The organism is Vibrio parahaemolyticus, assembly GCF_900460535.1.
Lineage (GTDB): Bacteria > Pseudomonadota > Gammaproteobacteria > Enterobacterales > Vibrionaceae > Vibrio > Vibrio parahaemolyticus.
The window spans coordinates 1,208,993-1,227,212 of sequence record NZ_UHIL01000002.1 but is presented as its reverse complement, the minus strand read 5'-3'; the positions used below and the strand labels follow the sequence as shown (position 1 = coordinate 1,227,212).

General features: G+C 47.8%; 13 protein-coding genes. 8 read left to right on the top strand and 5 right to left on the bottom strand.

Annotated features, from left to right (window positions below; genetic code table 11):
* Positions 1-17: 17 nt before the first annotated feature.
* From DYB02_RS22630 to copI, 5 genes are all read left to right on the top strand, one after another.
* Complete coding sequence (locus tag DYB02_RS22630; RefSeq protein WP_017447880.1) at positions 18-437, top strand: hypothetical protein; 420 nt, start codon at positions 18-20, stop codon at positions 435-437.
* Between the two features lie 218 nt (positions 438-655).
* Positions 656-2,077: a TolC family protein gene (locus DYB02_RS22620; RefSeq protein ID WP_029804190.1), complete on the top strand. Its 1,422-nt coding sequence runs from the start codon at positions 656-658 to the stop codon at positions 2,075-2,077.
* 103 nt (positions 2,078-2,180) lie between these two features.
* Entirely contained in the window at positions 2,181-3,896 is a 1,716-nt protein-coding gene (locus tag DYB02_RS22615; RefSeq protein WP_029822543.1) for an efflux RND transporter periplasmic adaptor subunit, read from the top strand.
* Positions 3,897-3,898: 2 nt separating this feature from the next.
* Positions 3,899-7,039 carry an efflux RND transporter permease subunit gene (locus DYB02_RS22610; protein ID WP_029804063.1) on the top strand — a complete coding sequence of 1,047 codons (3,141 nt, stop codon included), beginning with the start codon at positions 3,899-3,901 and terminating at the stop codon, positions 7,037-7,039.
* A gap of 64 nt (positions 7,040-7,103) precedes the next feature.
* Complete coding sequence (gene copI, locus DYB02_RS22605) at positions 7,104-7,685, top strand: copper-resistant cuproprotein CopI (protein WP_029804065.1); 582 nt, start codon at positions 7,104-7,106, stop codon at positions 7,683-7,685.
* Positions 7,686-7,804: 119 nt separating this feature from the next.
* Here the strand turns inward: copI and DYB02_RS22600 are convergent, their stop codons facing one another.
* Complete coding sequence (locus tag DYB02_RS22600; RefSeq protein WP_029804066.1) at positions 7,805-9,154, bottom strand: ferredoxin reductase family protein; 1,350 nt, start codon at positions 9,152-9,154, stop codon at positions 7,805-7,807.
* A gap of 242 nt (positions 9,155-9,396) precedes the next feature.
* Between DYB02_RS22600 and DYB02_RS22595 the strand changes: the two genes are divergently transcribed.
* Both DYB02_RS22595 and DYB02_RS22590 read left to right on the top strand, forming a co-directional pair.
* Positions 9,397-10,248, top strand: coding sequence for a carbenicillin-hydrolyzing class A beta-lactamase CARB-18 (locus DYB02_RS22595; RefSeq protein WP_005459715.1), 852 nt, complete (start codon positions 9,397-9,399; stop codon positions 10,246-10,248).
* Between the two features lie 302 nt (positions 10,249-10,550).
* On the top strand, positions 10,551-11,618 hold the full coding sequence (locus DYB02_RS22590) for a sensor domain-containing diguanylate cyclase (RefSeq protein ID WP_029804067.1): 1,068 nt from the start codon (positions 10,551-10,553) through the stop codon (positions 11,616-11,618).
* Positions 11,619-11,745: 127 nt separating this feature from the next.
* On the opposite strand, the gene DYB02_RS22585 is transcribed toward DYB02_RS22590, so the two are convergent.
* On the bottom strand, positions 11,746-11,898 hold the full coding sequence (locus DYB02_RS22585; protein WP_005459713.1) for a hypothetical protein: 153 nt from the start codon (positions 11,896-11,898) through the stop codon (positions 11,746-11,748).
* Positions 11,899-12,171: 273 nt separating this feature from the next.
* On the opposite strand from DYB02_RS22585, the gene speG reads away from it, so the two are divergent.
* Positions 12,172-12,702 carry a spermidine N1-acetyltransferase gene (speG, locus tag DYB02_RS22580; RefSeq protein WP_005459711.1) on the top strand — a complete coding sequence of 177 codons (531 nt, stop codon included), beginning with the start codon at positions 12,172-12,174 and terminating at the stop codon, positions 12,700-12,702.
* A gap of 181 nt (positions 12,703-12,883) precedes the next feature.
* Here the strand turns inward: speG and DYB02_RS22575 are convergent, their stop codons facing one another.
* From DYB02_RS22575 to vmeQ, 3 genes are all read right to left on the bottom strand, one after another.
* The gene (locus tag DYB02_RS22575; RefSeq protein ID WP_029804070.1) at positions 12,884-13,681 is read right to left on the bottom strand and encodes a hypothetical protein; all 798 of its coding nucleotides are present in this window, start codon (positions 13,679-13,681) and stop codon (positions 12,884-12,886) included.
* A 176-nt stretch (positions 13,682-13,857) separates the two neighbouring features.
* The gene (locus DYB02_RS22570; protein ID WP_023624730.1) at positions 13,858-14,961 is read right to left on the bottom strand and encodes an OmpP1/FadL family transporter; all 1,104 of its coding nucleotides are present in this window, start codon (positions 14,959-14,961) and stop codon (positions 13,858-13,860) included.
* A gap of 116 nt (positions 14,962-15,077) precedes the next feature.
* Entirely contained in the window at positions 15,078-18,218 is a 3,141-nt protein-coding gene (vmeQ, locus tag DYB02_RS22565; protein ID WP_029804071.1) for an efflux RND transporter permease subunit VmeQ, read from the bottom strand.
* Positions 18,219-18,220 lie beyond the last annotated feature (2 nt).

Below are 18,220 nucleotides of genomic sequence, written 5' to 3'. Positions count from 1 at the left end.
TTTTGACTGGACTCCGTATGCGCCTTAAATCACTGCATACAATTTGGCTAACGTTATGTACAACGCTGATACTGCTGGTATCTAGCGTGGTTAACAGCGCGCCTTTAATGAGTATCAAAATGATGTCGAGTGGCGCTATGATGCCTGAACACATGACAGAAATGGCAAGCGCGAACGATCACTGTGGCTCCCCGAGCATGAGCATGGAGATGGCCTCATCGTTGAGCTCCGACTCTACAGAAATGACCATGAGCTGTGTTGATGGTTCCGGCATGATCCACAATTGCTGCACAGCATCTTGTTCATTCGTTTTCGTCCCGTTACCAGCCCCTGTCAGCCAGCTATCCCCACTGGCTTATCGCGCATCCATTGCCTCAGAAATCACCGCTCCAGTGGTACAAGTCACCCATGATTTGTATCGGCCTCCGATAGTTTAATCCATACAAAGCATTCGACCCTGCATCCCTTTGCAGGCAGTTTCTTTGCGCCCAACTGATAGCGTGCTCACCTCAGCTATTCGCTCGTAACTCCACTTGTTACCTGCTATTTAGCGATAGAAAAGTGCGTCATCCGTTTGGCAAATACCAACGCTCTCCCGCTCGGTTCAATCGTTCCCGAAACGCAAAAGAGCTTGGTATCAATTTGGATGTAAATTATGGAATTCAACCCAAATCGCTTAGTGGCACCAGCATGCTCACTGGTTCTGGTTGCCCTACCAGCTTTCAATGTGGTGGCGCAATCGCCAACCAATACGAAAGCACAACAAGAAGCGCAAGCTCAATCAATCCAAGCCCAATCAACCAATGAGCTAGCAAACCTCATTAGCATCGCGTTGAGCAACGATGGCAACCGCAAGCAATTCTATGCTCAATCGGAAGCGATGCGTGAAACAGGCGTAGCCAGCGCAACCTTGATGGACCCGAAACTGAAAGTCGGTTTTGGTGGTTTGCCTGTCGATAGCTTCAAATTTGACGAAGATCCGATGACCAATATCTCCGTCGGTTTGATGCAACAGTTCGAACGTGGCTCGACGCTCGATCTTCAACAAAAGAAAGCCAATCAACAAGCCGATGGTTTGTCGTTGCAAGTTCACGCACGGGAGCTTGAAGTGGCAAACAGCATGACTCAGCTTTGGTTGGAGCTAGGCTATCAGCAGAAGGCAGAGCAAATTTTGCTAGAAAACCGTCGGCTCATGACGGAAATGGAAAACTTCATTCAAACCAATTACTCAATCGGCAAAAGTGAAGCGCAAGATTTACTGAATGCACAGCTTCAAGTGAGTAAGTTGGATGAAAAGCTGCAAGCCAACGCACAAATGCAGCGCCGTTTGGTCTCCCAACTCTCAGAATGGTTGGGCTCTGACTGGCTCAATACCTATACCCAAAACGGACGCTCAACACTCCAAGCCAGCAACACACTGACTTGGGCGTCATTGAACCAAAAGTTGTCTGCAAATAGCGAAACGACCAAACACTACCAACAGTTGAGTGAGCACCCGATGGTGAAAATGGCAGACGTAAGTATTTCTGCCAATGAAACTCAAGTGGACATTGCAGAGCAAGCCTACACGCCTCAATTCGGTGTGGAAGTGATGTACGCCTATCGTCAAGCCAACAATATGAAAGGCGAACCTGCATCGGACTTGGTGAGCGCGTATCTAACAATGGACATACCCCTGTTCACTGGCAATCGCCAAGACCGCAACTTAGCCGCCGCTCAGTATCAAGTGGGTGCTGCTCGCTCACAAAAAGATACGTTACTGACTCAGATGAACGCGAAGGTCAACACATTGCTGGTTGATCGCGCCAACTTGAGTCAGCGTTTAGAGCGTTATCAATCCACCTTACTTCCCCAAGTTCAAGCTCGAATTCACGCGGTAGAAAGGGGTTATCAAAACAACACCGCACAGTTTAACGACGTGATCATGGCAAGCACAGACGAGCTGGCGCTAAAGCTCGAACAGCAACGTCTTATTACCGATTTAAACATCGTAAACAGCAACTTAGCGGCTTTATTGGGTGGTTTCGAATATCAAGTATCCACACCCAACATCACGCCTGAAGCAAGCGCGAACTAAAACAAAAACATAAAAGAACCCAAGTTTGGGGACGATGGCGAATGCACACCAATAAACAATCAACATCGCTGTCATGCCTCATGGGGAAAATAAGGAATTAGGAATGAATTCAAATTCAATCAAGATAGCAACCATCGCTCTGCTTGTTGGCGGGGCACTAGGGTTTGGCGTTAATCAGTACCTATCTGGTGCAAACCACGACATGAGCGGCACAGGCGGTAGCGCTGCAAGCAGCTCAAACGAGCCACTCTATTGGGTTGCACCAATGGATCCAAATTATAAGCGCGACAAACCGGGCAAATCGCCAATGGGTATGGACTTGATCCCAGTGTACGCCGAAGACCTCGCAGGTGAACAAGACAAACCCGGCACGGTAAAAATTGACCCATCGGTTGAAAACAACTTAGGTGTAAAAACCGCTCAAGTCTCTTTAGAGCAACTTTCACCTCGAATTGAAACTGTTGGCTACATCGCGTTTGACGAAAGCCATTTGTGGCAAACCAACGTTCGCGTGGCGGGCTGGGTTGAAAAGCTTTACATCAATGCCGTGGGTGAAAAGGTCAACAAAGGCGACGTGCTGTTCACGTTGTATTCGCCTGAGCTAGTCAAAGCACAAGAAGAGCTGCTGAACGCCTACCGAACTGGACGTAGTGGCCTGGTGAAAGGCGCGACAGAACGTTTGGTGACACTGGGTGTTGATCGCTCTCAAATCAGAGCCATCACTCAACGTGGGAAAGCATCACAAACTATTGAAATTAAAGCTCCGGAAGATGGCGTCATCGCGAGTTTGAACGTTCGTGAAGGTGGTTACCTATCCCCTGCTCAAGCAGTGATCAGCGCAGGCCCACTTGAAAACGTATGGGTGGATGCCGAAGTGTTTGAGCGCCAAGCTCACTGGATGAAAGCAGGCAGCGACGCCACTATGACGTTGGATGCGATTCCGGGTAAAGAGTGGCAAGGCAGCGTCGATTATGTATATCCAATTTTGGATCCTAAAACGCGCACGCTTCGTGTTCGTCTTAAATTCTCTAATCCCAATGGCGAGCTGAAACCGAACATGTTCGCCAATATTGCCTTACAACCTGTCAGCGACAACGCGGTATTAACCATTCCCAAGTCGTCCGTTATCCGCTCGGGGGGTATGACTCGCGTCGTGTTGTCTGAAGGAGACGGCAAATACCGCTCAACGCGCATCGAAGTCGGGCGAGAAGCTGACGACAAAATCGAGGTACTACAAGGCCTGACTCAAGACGATCGCATCGTAACCTCAGCTCACTTTATGTTGGATTCAGAATCGAGCCAAACGGCTGATCTATCGCGCATTTCATCACCGACCGAAGCCACTGCACAAACGGCTTGGACGAAGGGCGAGATCACTGATGTGATGAAAGACCATCGCATGTTGACCATCAACCACCAGCCCGTACCAGAGTGGGATTGGCCGGGGATGGTTATGAACTTTACCCTCGCTGACGGCGTCGATATGGGCTCGCTGCAAAAGGGCCAAGCTATTGAGTTCGAAATTCAAAAAGCCGCATCGGGTCAATACGAAATCGTCGATTACAAAGCCGATGACACCGTTCTCGCGACTGACGTTTGGGTAACGGGAGACATCAGCATGCTAATGGCGGATTTTGGCATGATCACGCTCAATCACCTTCCGGTTTCAGAATGGAACTGGGATGCCGGTGAAATGAACTTCTCTGTGGGTGATGAAGTGGATTTATCCGGTTTCAAGGAAGGTCAGAAAGTCCGATTTCTAGTTGAAAAACAAGGTTCTGACTACGTTTTGAAACAAATTGAAGCGATCGAGGGCTAACTATGATTGGAGCAATTATCCGCTGGTCACTCAACAACCGCTTTATGGTTTTGATCGCGACCTTAATGCTTGTTTTAGCAGGACTTTACAGTGTAAAGAATACGCCTGTTGATGCAATTCCGGATCTTTCTGATGTTCAGGTGATCATCAAAACCAGCTACCCGGGTCAAGCACCGCAAGTGGTGGAAGATCAAGTCACTTATCCGCTAACCACCGCGATGCTCGCCGTACCGGGTGCAGAAACCGTTCGTGGGTATTCGTTCTTCGGGGATTCGTACGTTTACATCATTTTCAACGACGATACCGACATGTACTGGGCACGTTCACGTGTTTTGGAATACCTAAGCCAAGTTGCACCTAAATTACCACCAAGTGCAAAACCAACCTTAGGCCCAGATGCTACGGGTGTGGGCTGGGTCTACAGCTATGTATTGCAAGACAAAACGGGTCAACATGACCTTGCCGAGCTGCGCAGTTTGCAAGATTGGTTCTTAAAGTACGAACTGCAAACCGTCGATGGCGTTTCTGAAGTTGCAACCGTAGGCGGTATGGTTAAGCAGTATCAAGTCCAGATTGATCCGGCGAAGCTGCGTGCATACAACTTAACGCTGCAACAAGTAAACATGGCGATTCAAAACGGCAACCAAGAAACGGGGGCATCCGTAGTTGAAGTTGCTGAAGCTGAGCACATGGTTCGCACCACCGGTTACTTGACCAGCATCGAAGACATTAAATCGCTGCCGCTTAAAGTGACCGACAAAGGTACACCGCTCTTATTGGGTGACATTGCTGACATCAACTTAGGTCCACAAATGCGTCGCGGTATCTCTGAGCTTAACGGCGAAGGTGAAGCGGTGGGTGGTGTGATCGTGATGCGCTATGGCGAAAACGCAAGTGAAGTGATCAGCAAAGTTAAAGACAAGTTAGAAGATTTACAGCGTAGCTTGCCGGATGGCGTTGAAATCGTCGCCACTTACGACCGTTCTACGCTGATCAATGCAGCTGTCGATAACCTTTGGAAGAAATTAGCGGAAGAGTTCATCGTCGTAGCCATCGTCTGTGCACTGTTCTTGTTCCACATTCGCTCTTCATTGGTTATCGCCCTGAGCTTGCCTGTAGGTATCCTTGCTGCGTTCATCGTGATGCATTCTCAAGGCATTAATGCCAACATCATGTCGCTCGGGGGGATTGCCATCGCCATCGGTGCAATGGTGGATGGTGCCATCGTGATGATAGAAAACGTCCACAAGCACATTGAGCGAACACCACTCACGGATAAGAACCGCTGGCAAGTGATTGGCAAAGCCGCTGAAGAAGTGGGCGCGCCCCTATTCTTCTCGCTGCTTATCATCACGTTAAGCTTTGTTCCAGTGTTTGCACTGGAAGGTCAAGAAGGCAAGATGTTCTCTCCTCTCGCCTTTACCAAGACGTATGCCATGGCATCAGCGGCAGCACTTGCGATCACGCTCGTGCCAGTTCTAATGGGTTACTTTATTCGCGGTAAAATACTGCCAGAACATAAGAACCCTGTTAACCGTGGTCTGGTTGCGCTGTATCGTCCATTGCTTAATCTGAGCTTGAAATATCCGAAAGCGATGATCGTACTGGCGCTCGGCCTATTAGCATCGGCGTACTACCCAACTAGCCAACTAGGCAGCGAATTCATCCCACCATTGGATGAAGGCGATTTGATGTACATGCCGACCACCTACCCGGGCATTTCCATCGGTAAAGCACGTGAGTTGGTTCAGCAAACGAACAAGCTGATCAAAACCGTACCGGAAGTCAAAACGGTTTGGGGCAAGATTGGCCGTGCAGAAACCGCCACCGACCCAGCACCACTCACCATGATTGAAACGGTAATTCAGCTCAAACCTCATGACCAATGGCGTGAAGGCGTGACCACAGAGTCATTGCGCAAAGAATTCGACAATCTCGTGCAGTTCCCGGGGCTAACCAACGCGTGGGTAATGCCGATCAAAACGCGTATCGACATGCTTGCGACGGGCATTAAGACGCCAATCGGGATCAAAATCGCAGGCCCAGACCTGAAAGAGATCGAAAAGATTGGCGCGCAGTTAGAACCTATCTTGAACAACGTTCGCGGCACTTCATCGGTTTATGCCGAGCGTGTAGCCGGTGGCCGTTACGTAACAATCGACATTAAACGCCGCGCTGCCGCGAGATATGGATTGAGCATCAAAGACGTTCAGCAAGTCATCTCAACCGCTGTCGGTGGTATGAATGTTGGAGAAACCATTGAAGGCTTGGAACGCTACCCGATTAACGTTCGCTACCCGCAAGACTACCGTGACTCTGTGGTTAAGCTGCAAAACTTACCGCTAGTGACACCAAATGGAGCGCGTATCGCACTCGCTGATGTCGCTGACATTCGTTACGAAGACGGTCCGCCGATGATCAAAACCGAAAACGCACGTCCTAACGGCTGGGTGTTTGTGGATATCGATGGCCGAGACCTTGGTTCTTATGTGGTGGAAGCGCAGCAAGCAGTGGCTGACCAACTGGTGCTCCCGGCTGGATATTCGCTCGCTTGGTCTGGTCAATACGAATACATGGAACGCGCGAAAGATCGCTTGAGTGTGGTCGTGCCGATAACCTTGGTGATCATCATGATGTTGCTTTACTTCAGCTTCCGCCGTGTGGGTGAGGTGCTGATCATCATGCTGACTTTGCCTTTAGCGATGGTTGGTGGCTTGTGGTTGATGCACTACCTCAACTACAACTTCTCCATCGCCGTGGGGGTCGGATTTATTGCTCTCGCTGGCGTTGCGGTGGAAATAGGCGTCATCATGCTAGTGTATCTCAACCAAGCGTGGCACCACAAAAAACTTCACGCAGAAGAAAACCAACAAGCTCTGAAAATTGGTGATTTAACCGATGCCATTCGAGAAGGCGCGGGGCTGCGTGTGCGTCCGGTCATGATGACGGTTCTCACGGTCATCATTGGCCTTATCCCTATCATGTATGGCTCAGGTACTGGCTCTCAAGTCATGCAGCGCATTGCTGCACCAATGATTGGCGGCATGGCCTCTGCCCTACTACTGACTCTGCTGGTGTTACCAGCAATCTTCAAGCTGTGGAAGCAGCGAGAAGTCAACAAAACTCAAAACCCAGAGAAATAAACAACAAGCGCCATTGTACAAACCGCAATGGCGCACTACCTCATTGATAGTAAAGGAAATCAACATGAAAAAGACACTTATCACTCTTGCTCTAACTATGGTATCAGCAGGCGCATTCGCGCAAATGGATAGCTCGAACATGAACCACGACAACATGGATCACGGCAAAATGGACCATGGTTCGATGTCGATGGATAACATGAACATGGACGAGATGCCGATGGATCATTCAAAAATGGATCACTCCAACATGCAAGGCATGGCAGGAATGTCAGCCGTGGGTATGCCAGCGAATGGGGCGAAACCGGATAAAGTCGTCCATGTAATTTTGAGCGATGACATGAAAATCACCTTCAAGAAAGACGTAAAAATCGAACCGAACGACGTCGTGCAGTTCGTGGTGATGAACACGGGCAAAATCGATCATGAGTTCACCATCGGTTCAGCAGCAGAACAACTTAAGCACCGTGAGATGATGAAAAACATGTCAGGTAATCACATGCACGACTCAGGCAATGCTGTCACCGTAGAACCGGGTAAAGCAAAACAGATTTCGTGGCACTTCCACGGAGACAACAACGTAGAGTTTGCTTGTAACATTCCAGGCCACGCAGAAGCTGGCATGGTCAAAAAAGTGAAGTTGTAAGGTTATAAGTAGGCTTCGGATTAAACAAAATAATCTAATGATGACAATACGTTAGACATGAATACAATAAGACAAAAGGAGCTGCACTCAGCTCCTTTTTGTTTCGTTCATCCCTGCCACTATCGCATGACGAACAGCTCTTCATGGTAATGACGTTTGGTATCGACGCGATAAGCATTCAACTCTTTTTTCAGTGTTTGCGAAAAAGCTTCAGGCCCGCAGAAATAGAACTCATAACGCTCTAAATCGCCACATTCGCTCGCGATACGCTCTACGTTAAGTCGAGGAGACACCGCCGTATCAATCACGTTCAGCTTCACTTGCGCAAGACGTGCCATTTTCCACAACTCGTCCACTAAGTGACTGTCCAAACCTCGCGTGCAGTAAAACAAATGCACAGGAGGATGCGTTTTTAGCGATTTGAGTGACGCTAAGATGGCAAAGAACGATGCGACCCCAACACCACCCGCAATCCAAATCTGCGGCTTATTGACGTCAAACGCCAAGCGTCCGTAAGGGCCTTCAACCATCACTTCTTCACCAATTTTAACCCTGTGGTACAAATCCGTGGTGAAATCACCCAACTCTTTGATCAAAAAGCGTACCTCTGCTTCATGCTCACCTGAAACAATCGTAAACGGATGCGGATCTTCATTACCAAAACGAACATAAGCAAACTGCCCAGCTTTGTGTCCTTGCCAAGGTTTTCCTTGGCCGCTATTGCTTGGCGCCAAAACCAGCTCCATCACTCGCGCTTGAGGGAAGTAGCGAGTCGACACCACTTTGGCGGGATGGCGATTTGCTCGTCCGACAAAACCAAGCAAGCTATAAACGGCAGCTGCAGAGCCCATCAAGGCAAAGCCCAAGGCAGCAAAATGAATTGGCTCACCCCAGTGCGCATGTTTGATCAGCAAAACGGAGTGAACAGCAATCATCAAATACACAGCAGCCATTAAACGATGCGACAACTTAAATGGCTTGTATTTAACAACCGTCCACAATGACACCACGAGCAATGCTAAGAGCAGGTAAAAACCCCACTCCCCCAAACCAAGCCCCACATCGCGCAACTCTTTGACCCAGAGTTCTAAACCGACAAAGTTGTTCCCAGAAGGCCCAACCCCGGTGTGTTTGATTGGTTTTTCGAGCACTCCTGCCGACACCAGCCATTTTGGCACTTTATACGTCAACCAATGCACGACTCCGAGGCTAACCCCCGCAATGCCGAGCCATTTATGCACACGATAGGCCTTATCCATCCCGTGAACCCATTGCTCGATCACAGGTAAGCGCAGCGCCAACACCATCGCAATAGACATCAAAGCCAACGACAAAACACCAGAATATTGAATAAGCGCGGAACGCCATTGGAAGAATTGGGTCGAGGACAGCAGTTGCGGTTCACTCATCCACCACAACACAGACACGGCGGCAATTATCATCCATACAAAATTTCGTACAGTTTTCATGAACATCACTCTCAAATTGACGACAACTCTAGTTTAGTTTTTCTAGCGTAATGCAACGTCAATATTCGTAAAGTTGAGTAAACCCACAATATACCTAAGGTCAATAACAAACTTGGAGGTATTGCGCAGAATCCTACAGAAAATCGACAGGGATTTAACAGTGGTTAGAGTATTCACTCGTTATAGTTTGCTTAACATCGCCAAAGTGCGAATCAAAACCAAAAGAACGAAGAACACCACGCATGAAAAAGTTATTCCTGTTGGTTGGGCTGATGGTTTGCTCAACTGTTAGTTACGCCTCCAAATTAAACGAAGACATATCCCTCATCGAGAAACAAACATCTGGGCGAATTGGAGTGTCAGTCTGGGATACACAAACGGACGAGCGTTGGGATTATCGCGGAGACGAACGTTTCCCATTAATGAGCACATTCAAAACGTTAGCGTGTGCCACCATGCTAAGCGACATGGACAGCGGCAAACTCAACAAAAATGCCACAGCGAAAATCGATGAACGCAATATTGTGGTTTGGTCTCCGGTGATGGATAAACTGGCTGGACAAAGCACACGTATCGAACACGCTTGTGAGGCCGCCATGTTGATGAGCGACAACACCGCCGCGAACTTAGTGCTAAATGAAATTGGTGGTCCTAAAGCGGTCACGCTGTTTTTGCGATCTATTGGCGACAAAGCAACGCGACTTGACCGATTGGAACCCCGTTTGAATGAAGCAAAACCGGGCGATAAGCGAGACACCACAACGCCTAACGCCATGGTAAACACCCTACATACCTTGATGGAAGATAACGCCCTATCTTACGAGTCACGCACACAGCTGAAAATCTGGATGCAAGACAACAAAGTATCGGATTCGCTCATGCGCTCTGTTCTGCCAAAAGGCTGGTCGATTGCAGACCGCTCTGGCGCAGGTAACTACGGTTCACGCGGCATTAGCGCGATGATTTGGAAAGACAACTACAAGCCGGTTTACATCAGTATTTACGTCACAGACACAGACCTTTCGCTTCAAGCTCGCGATCAACTGATCGCGCAAATCAGCCAACTGATTTTAGAGCACTACAAAGAAAGTTAAGCTCGAACTCGAGCAACCAAGCCCTTCTCATTCAGAGGGGCTTTTTCTTACCTGCTCTCTCAAATGCTTAACAAATCTCTCTTATTCTTGCTGTCTTCGCTACGCTTTACCGAATGGTCACCTCTTGCTAATTAGGCATAAAAATTATCGGTTTAGACATGAGTTCAAGCTCACATTAAGCAACCTGACACTCACAAGTGGCGAGAAATAAACCATACTCTGTTAAAGGAACGTATTTTTCTTGAAAATAGCTGCGTGTTACTTATTGTTTACATTTAGAGGAATGTCTAGGGAGATGGCTATTGAGACTTGAAAGAACTTTTGACCCAAATGACTTGTCGACGCAAAACATGGAAAGCCCAATATGTTTACCGATCGGCTTTGTTCACTTTTTGGCTCAATCACAGACGTTACAGCAGGTGCTCGATACTGTCGCAGAATGGATCAATCGGATTTTTGAATCTGACCGCACCAGCATTACGCTGTACGAAAACAGTGACTACCTCAAGGTCTACTCTTTTTCCGGCAATAAAGCGATTCCTGCCGATTTTCTCGTGCCGATTGAACAAGCCTTCGTCGGGCGTGTGTTCAAAAACCAACAACTGATCATTTGTGACGACGTTTCTCAATCTGACGAGCTAGATTGCGTCATGTTGACCTCCAGCGGTATGGGCACGTGTATGGATGCGCCGCTGATGCATGGTCAAATGTGCTTGGGCACGCTTAACGTCGCGCATCATCAAACCCATTTTTATACCAAGGAACAAGCAGCACAGTTGCAATGCATTGCCAACTGGATAGCGTTGAACATTGCACTGCATATTCAGATCATGAAAATGGAGCACCTCGCCACCACAGACGATCTTACTGGCATTCCAAACCGCAGAGAATTCATGCGTCAAATTGAGCATCGTCTTTCTGAATTTCGCACGCAAGGGATCAAATTCCACGTCGCGATTTTGGATTTAGATAACTTTAAAAAACTGAATGACAAGTTTGGGCACGACGCTGGCGACAAATCTCTCATCCATGCTGCCAATACCATTAAAGGGCATTTACGAGAATGCGACCTGCTTGCTCGTGTCGGTGGTGAAGAATTTGCTATCGTCCTGAGAAGCCGCTCTTCTCAAGAAGCAATGGATACGTTAGAAACCATCCGAAATGCCTTAGAAACCACGACGATTCGATATTCAGGGCGTGATATGACATTCACCGCCAGTATTGGGGTAACTCAAGTGTGTGGCTTGGATGATTCTTTTGAGCCGTTAGTGAAACGTGCTGATTTAGCGTTATACAAAGCGAAAGAAACCGGGAGAAATCGCGTAGAAATCAACCACAGCGAGCATCAAGGCGTATCGAATGAGCAATGAGTGAGATGATGAATCAACAATAAAAAAGGTAGCGACTGATGCGCTACCTTTGCGATTCCCAAGTAAATTCAAGATGAGGAGTGAATCACCTTGCGCTGACTTGGGATTAAGAAGTCAGCAAATTGAATTATGCTTTCTTAAGATCTTTAGCAGGGTAAGTTAGCGTCTTTTCGCCAGCTTTAACGTGAGCGTAAAAACCGCCGCTGCTTAAACCTGTAACAACCATTTCGCCTTGCTCGACACCTTTAGTCGCTACTACTACGTCACCGATTGAAAACATATTGAATACCTTGTTTGTTTAGATTAAGACACGAAGTCGTTGCGCGGTATTTAATATGAAATCAGCCTCCCTTACTAATCAGCTTTTTTATCGTCTGGATTAACGAGTATTATTAATGATTTTAGCAACTTACAAAGTTTGACGCAGGTCAAATATCCGTTGATACAAATGACAAAGTTGATGAAAATATGCGAGGTGTTTTCCCTAAGATACGTTAAGATTTTCTAGCATCAACCGGGGAGGATTTTCCCTCCCACTCATTGGAGAAGCAGGATGAAAAAAGGCCTAAAAATGCGTGCGTTAGAACGCTCTGATTTGCGTTTTATCCACGAACTCAACAACAATCGCAATATCATGGCCTACTGGTTTGAAGAACCTTACGAGTCCTATGACGAGCTCGAAGAACTTTACCGTAAACACATTCACGATGACGCAGAACGACGCTTTGTCGTTGAAGACGCTGACGGCATTTTGATTGGTTTGGTGGAGCTGATTGAAATCAACTACATCCACCGCAGTGCGGAATTTCAAATCATCATCGCGCCAGACCATCAAGGCCGTGGTTATGCGATGGAAATGATTCATCGCGCATTGGATTACTCTTTCTCCATCCTAAACTTACGCAAAATCTACCTATTGGTTGCGGTTGAGAACGAAGTTGCCATCCATCTGTATAAAAAGTGCGGCTTTATTGAGGAAGGCCATCTTATCGAAGAGTACTTCATTAATGGCAGCTATCGTGACGTGAAGCGCATGTACGTTTTGAAACATCAATACCAGAAGAGTATTGAAGAACAAGCGTAAACCGATTGAACGTTATCACTGGCGTTATTCATGCTGTGCTATCTCTCGCATTGCTGCTTGAGAATTTCCTCAGTATTCATCGCTGAGCAAGGGCTGAAATAATGTCAGTGACACGCTCGAATCACAGGCTTGCTTGTGTTGACGGACTAGACGTCACAAACGCATTAGCGCTGTGTTTCCATTATTCAAATTGATATTGGTACGATACCGCAACACGCTTGTCTGCTTCATCCAGATAGGTGTTGTTGTCCATGACAAACGTCATTACGTTAAACGAGTGGCGTTTGTTCACAAGGTAACCAAGGCCCATACCACCAAAGAAGCCTTTGTAGTTCTCTCCTTCACTGTTTTCTGAGCCGTAAGTGCCCGCGGCGAAGCTGATTAACGTCAGTTCTTTGGTAAACGATTTCAGCGCAAATGCACCAACGTAACCGCTGCTGCCTGAAGAGCTCATCATATTGAAGCCATTCTCTGCACTTGGCGTGCCCGTAAAGTTAGGCTCGCTACAGTGGCTACTTTCTGCACCGTCACAAACAGGAACATCACCAGTGTTGTACGTATAGCCTGCCATTGGGAAAATTTGGAAGCCAGCTGGCTCAATCCCGAAATAACTTAGCGGCATAAAGGTACCAACGCTGTAGTTGGTTTGATCCGCGCCGTTTACGTATTCATTTTTACCGAAGTTGAAGTTCACGATACCGACCGGAAACAACCACGAGCCACCAATACGCCACTCGCTCGCATCATCATTGATACGCAGGTTAATTTTGCGCGCTTGGTCAAGCGCAAGTGAGCCCGAGAATGAGATGTTTTGATCATCAAAATCGTAGTTGTTTGCGTACGACGCGCCAAATTTCGTGATGACTTTTGTTGGGTCATCCGCCAACTTGTTTTTATTGTCTTTTACTCGATGCTCGGCACCATGAGCCAGCGTACTGACCAACAAAGTCGTACACACTAACGCTAGTTTATTTTTCATTTTTTAGTCCTTTGAGATGTTGAATACCCGCACTTAGCTGCGCAGATACTTTTTGAATCATCACTCACTGGATGTGACAGAAGCGCCCTAACTACCTTAGATGGCATGACAGCATCCAGTGCAGGTAGTTAGGGTAGAATGGCCTGTAAGGAAGGCGTTTTAGCGATTAGGAATGATTAGTTTTTCCAGTTGTAGCTCATGCTCATGAAGTACAGAGCAGGCTCATCAAAGCCAGCTTGTAAGCGTGGCGTTTCTGACGATTCCATCAAGATCGCTTCAAACGCGAAACCAATTGAGTTTTCTGAATCCAATTTGTAATCAATACCTGTACCAATGCGGTACGCCTTGCCAGTAGGAACGGTAATGTCACCGTTTGATTGGCTTTCATACATGCTGGTATCGAATGCAAAACCTGCATTCCACATCATTTTTTCATTCAGTTTGTACTGAGTACCCAATGCGATTTGGTAAGTGTCTTGTGTCTCTACATCGACCAAATCTGCAGCCTTAAGCGTGGTTGTGTATTCGCTCCAGTCTTGCCAGTTCACGTTCCACATCACTGCTAGGTCATCATTCACTTCGTGGTAAGCACTGAAGATCAGTTGTTGCGGAGCAATGGAGTTGCTATTGTCGAATTCAAATTCGGTTTCAGAAGAGTAAGACAGGCCAAGACGCGTGCCTGGTGTTGCCTCATAAAGTACACCTACTCGGCCGTTGAGCTGAGTATCTTGGTCTTCGTCATTGAAGTTCAAGGCTCCCTTCGTTTCCACTTCATACATACCGTACTGAATGCCAAGCGCCGCACCCACAGACCAGTGATCATTGATGCGGTAAGAAGCGGAAGGTTGAATGGTTAAGGCTTGCGTCGTTGCTGTAGGAATATCTAAATGATCCCCCAAAAGACCTTCGTACTCGAGGCCAAGACCGTAGTTGCCATACAGACCAATACCCAGCGTCCATTTGTCGTTCACTTGTTGGCTGTAAAATGCCGACGCCATAGGAACAAAACCAATCACGTTGCCCGCATCGCCAGTCATCGTGTCTAGTTGCGCGTCACCGTAAAGGCCAATCAGGTTACCAGAGAAAGATTTACCAGAAACATTCGCCAGACCAGCCGGGTTTGCTGCCATTACTGAGGCATCTTGCGCACGAGCCGCCATACCAGCGGATGCCAAACCAATATCCGATGCTGTAGTTTCGTAAAGGTATAACCCACCCGCTTGCGCAGCAGCACACGTCAGTAGAGAGCTCGCTACGACGATTTTTGAAAGATTTTTCATGCTAAAACCTATTATTGTTAGGGGAACCCACGCTGCGACGGTGGTTGTATATCAATGAAAGGCATTGGCCAATCGCACACAGCGTGGGGGTGTTGTGGAGTCAGTTGAAATCAGCGTTATTGCTCGCTCACCTCAAGTTCAGTGGGTTTCTTTCGCTTAAACTTCTCGCGCAGAGATTGCATCATCACGAAGAACACCGGCGTCAGCAACGTGCCTACAAACGTAGAGAGAATCATGCCGCCGAATACCGCAAAGCCCAGTGAGTGACGAGATGCCGCACCAGCACCCGATGCAATCACCAACGGGAATACCCCCCAGATGAAGGCGAATGCGGTCATCTGTACTGCACGGAAACGAATTCGAGCAGCTTCTTTGGCAGCATCAATGATGGATAAGCCCTTTTCTTCTCGCAGAACTTTGGCAAATTCCACGATAAGAATCGCCACTTTGGCGGACATACCGATCAAGATGACCACACCAATCTGCACGTACAAATCGAACGGTTGTCCCACCAGCAGTAGCGTGCCCATTGCGCCGAGAATCGCGACTGGAACCGCCATCATTACCGCAGCAGGAATAGTCCAACTTTCGTACTGAGCCACCAAGAACAAGTAGGTGAACAGCAAAGACAATGCGAACGCGATTGGCGCCATGTTGCCTGCTTTCATCTCTTGGTAAGTCATGCCTGACCACTCGTACGAGTAACCACTTGGCAAAGATTCCGCAGCCAGTTTTTCAATGGCTTTTACAACATCACCCGAGCTGTAACCTGGCGCTGGCGCACCGTTCACGGTTGCAGAACTGAACATGTTGTAGTTCGATAAGGTATCAGGGCCGAAGATCGGCTTCACTTTCACTAGCGTTGCCAGTGACACCATTTTTCCAGAGCTTGAGCGAACAAACAGATGGTCGATGTCGTCGATGTTGTCACGGTATTGCTCTTCTGCTTGCACTTTCACTTGGTACGAACGACCAAACAAGTTGAAGTCAGAAATGTAGGCGCCGCCCAACTGTGCTTGCAGTGTGCTGAAGATTTCATTCAACGGTACGCCCATCGAAATCGCTTTATCGCGGTCAATATCAATGTAACGTTGCGGAATGTTCGCACGGAAAATCGAGAACGCACGCGCCACTTCAGGCAGTTGATTGATTTGGGCAACAAAATCAGCGGTTGTTTTTGCCAACTCTTGTGGAGAACGGCCCAAGTTGTCTTGCAGCACAAGGTTGAAACCATCCACCGCACCCATGCCTTTGATTGCCGGCGTCGCGAAAACGAACGAAGCGGCATCTGGCGTTGAGTTCAGCATTTGGTTAACTTTATTCATCAATGCGCGTTGGTGTAGCTCAGGGTCTTTACGTTTGCTCCAGTTATCCAGTTTGATGATCAACATGCCCGAGTTTGGAATCGACGCCATGTTAATTACCGAGAAGCCCGCAACCGAAACCACGTTCTCCACACCTTCCATCTGTTTTAGCTCATCAACGTACTTCTTCATTAATGGCGCAGTACGCTGCAATGCTGCTGCATCTGGCAAACGCATTTCGACCATGAACACGCCTTTATCTTCGTTCGGTACGAAAGAAGAAGGTACGGTCATGAACGCAAACGCCAGCACCGCAATAAGCGCGCCATACACACCGATACTCAGCACAATACGACGGCTCAAGAAGCCAACTAAACCTTGGTATTTGCGCGTTATTGCTTCAAAACCGCGGTTAAACGCACGCAAAGGCGCAATAGGTTGCGAGTGAGTAGATTTCAACATCAACGCACAAAGCGCTGGCGTTAACGTTAATGCGTTGATCGCAGAGATCAGCACCGACACACAGATGGTGACCGCGAACTGGTTGAACATTCGACCAGAAATACCCGGCAATAGCGCAACCGGTACGAATACCGCCAACAAAATAAGCGTTGTTGCCAATACTGGACCCGTCACTTCTTTCATAGCTTGGATCGTGGCCGGAATCGGGTCTAAATGCTCTTCATGGATAACCCGCTCCACGTTCTCCACCACGATGATCGCATCGTCCACCACGATACCGATGGCGAGGATCAAGCCAAACAACGAGATCGTGTTAATGGTCATGCCCATCACGCCCATGATTGCGAACGTCGCAATGATGGAAACCGGAATCGCTAAGGTTGGAATGATGGTCGCTCGCCAGTTCTGCAAGAAAACGTACACCACGAAGGTTACAAGAAGTACCGCAATCACCAGCGTCTCATACACTTCATCAATCGATGTCTCTACGTATTCGGTAGAGTCATAAGCGATGTCGTAGACCAAATCATCTGGGAACGATTTCTCGTACTCTTTCATGGCCTCTTTCACGCGTTCCATCACGTCTAGCGCGTTCGCTGTCGGCAACTGGTACAAGGCCAGAACGGCGGCTGGTTCGTTATTCATACGACCATCAGCTTCGTAACCTTGTGCGCCAACTTCCACACGAGCCACATCTTTCAAGCGAATCAAAGAACCTTTCTTGCTCGCGCGGATGATGATGTTCTCGAACTCTTCCGCAGAAGTAAGGCGACCTTTGGTTTGCAAAACATATTGATATTGCTGGTCACCCGGAGCTGGCATACCACCGATCTTACCCGCCGCCACTTGGATGTTTTGCGTTTTAATTGCGCCAATAACATCACTAGCGGAAAGCTTCAAGGTGGCCAGTTTATTTGGGTTCAACCAAATACGCATTGAGTAGTCTTTCTTACCCAGCAGCGTAATGTCACTCATACCTTCGATACGTTTTAAACGCTCAACAATATTGAGATCCGCATAGTTAGAGAGGTAGATACTATCGTGAGACTGTTTCGGAGAACGCAGTGTAATAACGCCCAGCATATCGGAAGATTTCTTCTTAACCGTCACACCGATTTGGTTTACTTCTTGTGGTAGAGACGACGTCGCTTGCGCCACCAAGTTGTTCACACGAACCTGCGCCATATCGCCATCTGCGCCCACTCGAAAATAGATACGTAGTGTGTATGAACCATCGTTACCAATCACAGAAGACATGTAAATCATGTCTTCAACGCCGTTGACTTTGGCTTCTATCGGCTGTGCAACCGTCTTTTTAACCACGTTCGCGTTTGCACCCGGATACATGGTGCTCACCGTAATTACCGTCGGAGAGATTTGAGGATACTCAGAAATTGGCAAGACTTTCAGGGCGATCATACCCATCAATGTCATCGCCAGTGAGATCACCAAAGCAAACTTCGGCCGGTGAATGAAAAATTTACTTAACATCA

What these genes read in the sequence shown, in the direction of transcription:
- DYB02_RS22585 (WP_005459713.1), bottom strand. Translation starts at nt 11,898, where the DNA reads ATGTTTTCAATCGGTGACGTAGTAGTAGCGACTAAAGGTGTCGAGCAA.
- DYB02_RS22570 (WP_023624730.1), bottom strand. Translation starts at nt 14,961, where the DNA reads ATGAAAAATCTTTCAAAAATCGTCGTAGCGAGCTCTCTACTGACGTGT.
- DYB02_RS22620 (WP_029804190.1), top strand. Translation starts at nt 656, where the DNA reads ATGGAATTCAACCCAAATCGCTTAGTGGCACCAGCATGCTCACTGGTT.
- DYB02_RS22595 (WP_005459715.1), top strand. Translation starts at nt 9,397, where the DNA reads ATGAAAAAGTTATTCCTGTTGGTTGGGCTGATGGTTTGCTCAACTGTT.
- copI (WP_029804065.1), top strand. Translation starts at nt 7,104, where the DNA reads ATGAAAAAGACACTTATCACTCTTGCTCTAACTATGGTATCAGCAGGC.
- vmeQ (WP_029804071.1), bottom strand. Translation starts at nt 18,218, where the DNA reads ATGTTAAGTAAATTTTTCATTCACCGGCCGAAGTTTGCTTTGGTGATC.
- speG (WP_005459711.1), top strand. Translation starts at nt 12,172, where the DNA reads ATGAAAAAAGGCCTAAAAATGCGTGCGTTAGAACGCTCTGATTTGCGT.
- DYB02_RS22630 (WP_017447880.1), top strand. Translation starts at nt 18, where the DNA reads ATGCGCCTTAAATCACTGCATACAATTTGGCTAACGTTATGTACAACG.
- DYB02_RS22615 (WP_029822543.1), top strand. Translation starts at nt 2,181, where the DNA reads ATGAATTCAAATTCAATCAAGATAGCAACCATCGCTCTGCTTGTTGGC.
- DYB02_RS22600 (WP_029804066.1), bottom strand. Translation starts at nt 9,154, where the DNA reads ATGAAAACTGTACGAAATTTTGTATGGATGATAATTGCCGCCGTGTCT.
- DYB02_RS22575 (WP_029804070.1), bottom strand. Translation starts at nt 13,681, where the DNA reads ATGAAAAATAAACTAGCGTTAGTGTGTACGACTTTGTTGGTCAGTACG.
- DYB02_RS22610 (WP_029804063.1), top strand. Translation starts at nt 3,899, where the DNA reads ATGATTGGAGCAATTATCCGCTGGTCACTCAACAACCGCTTTATGGTT.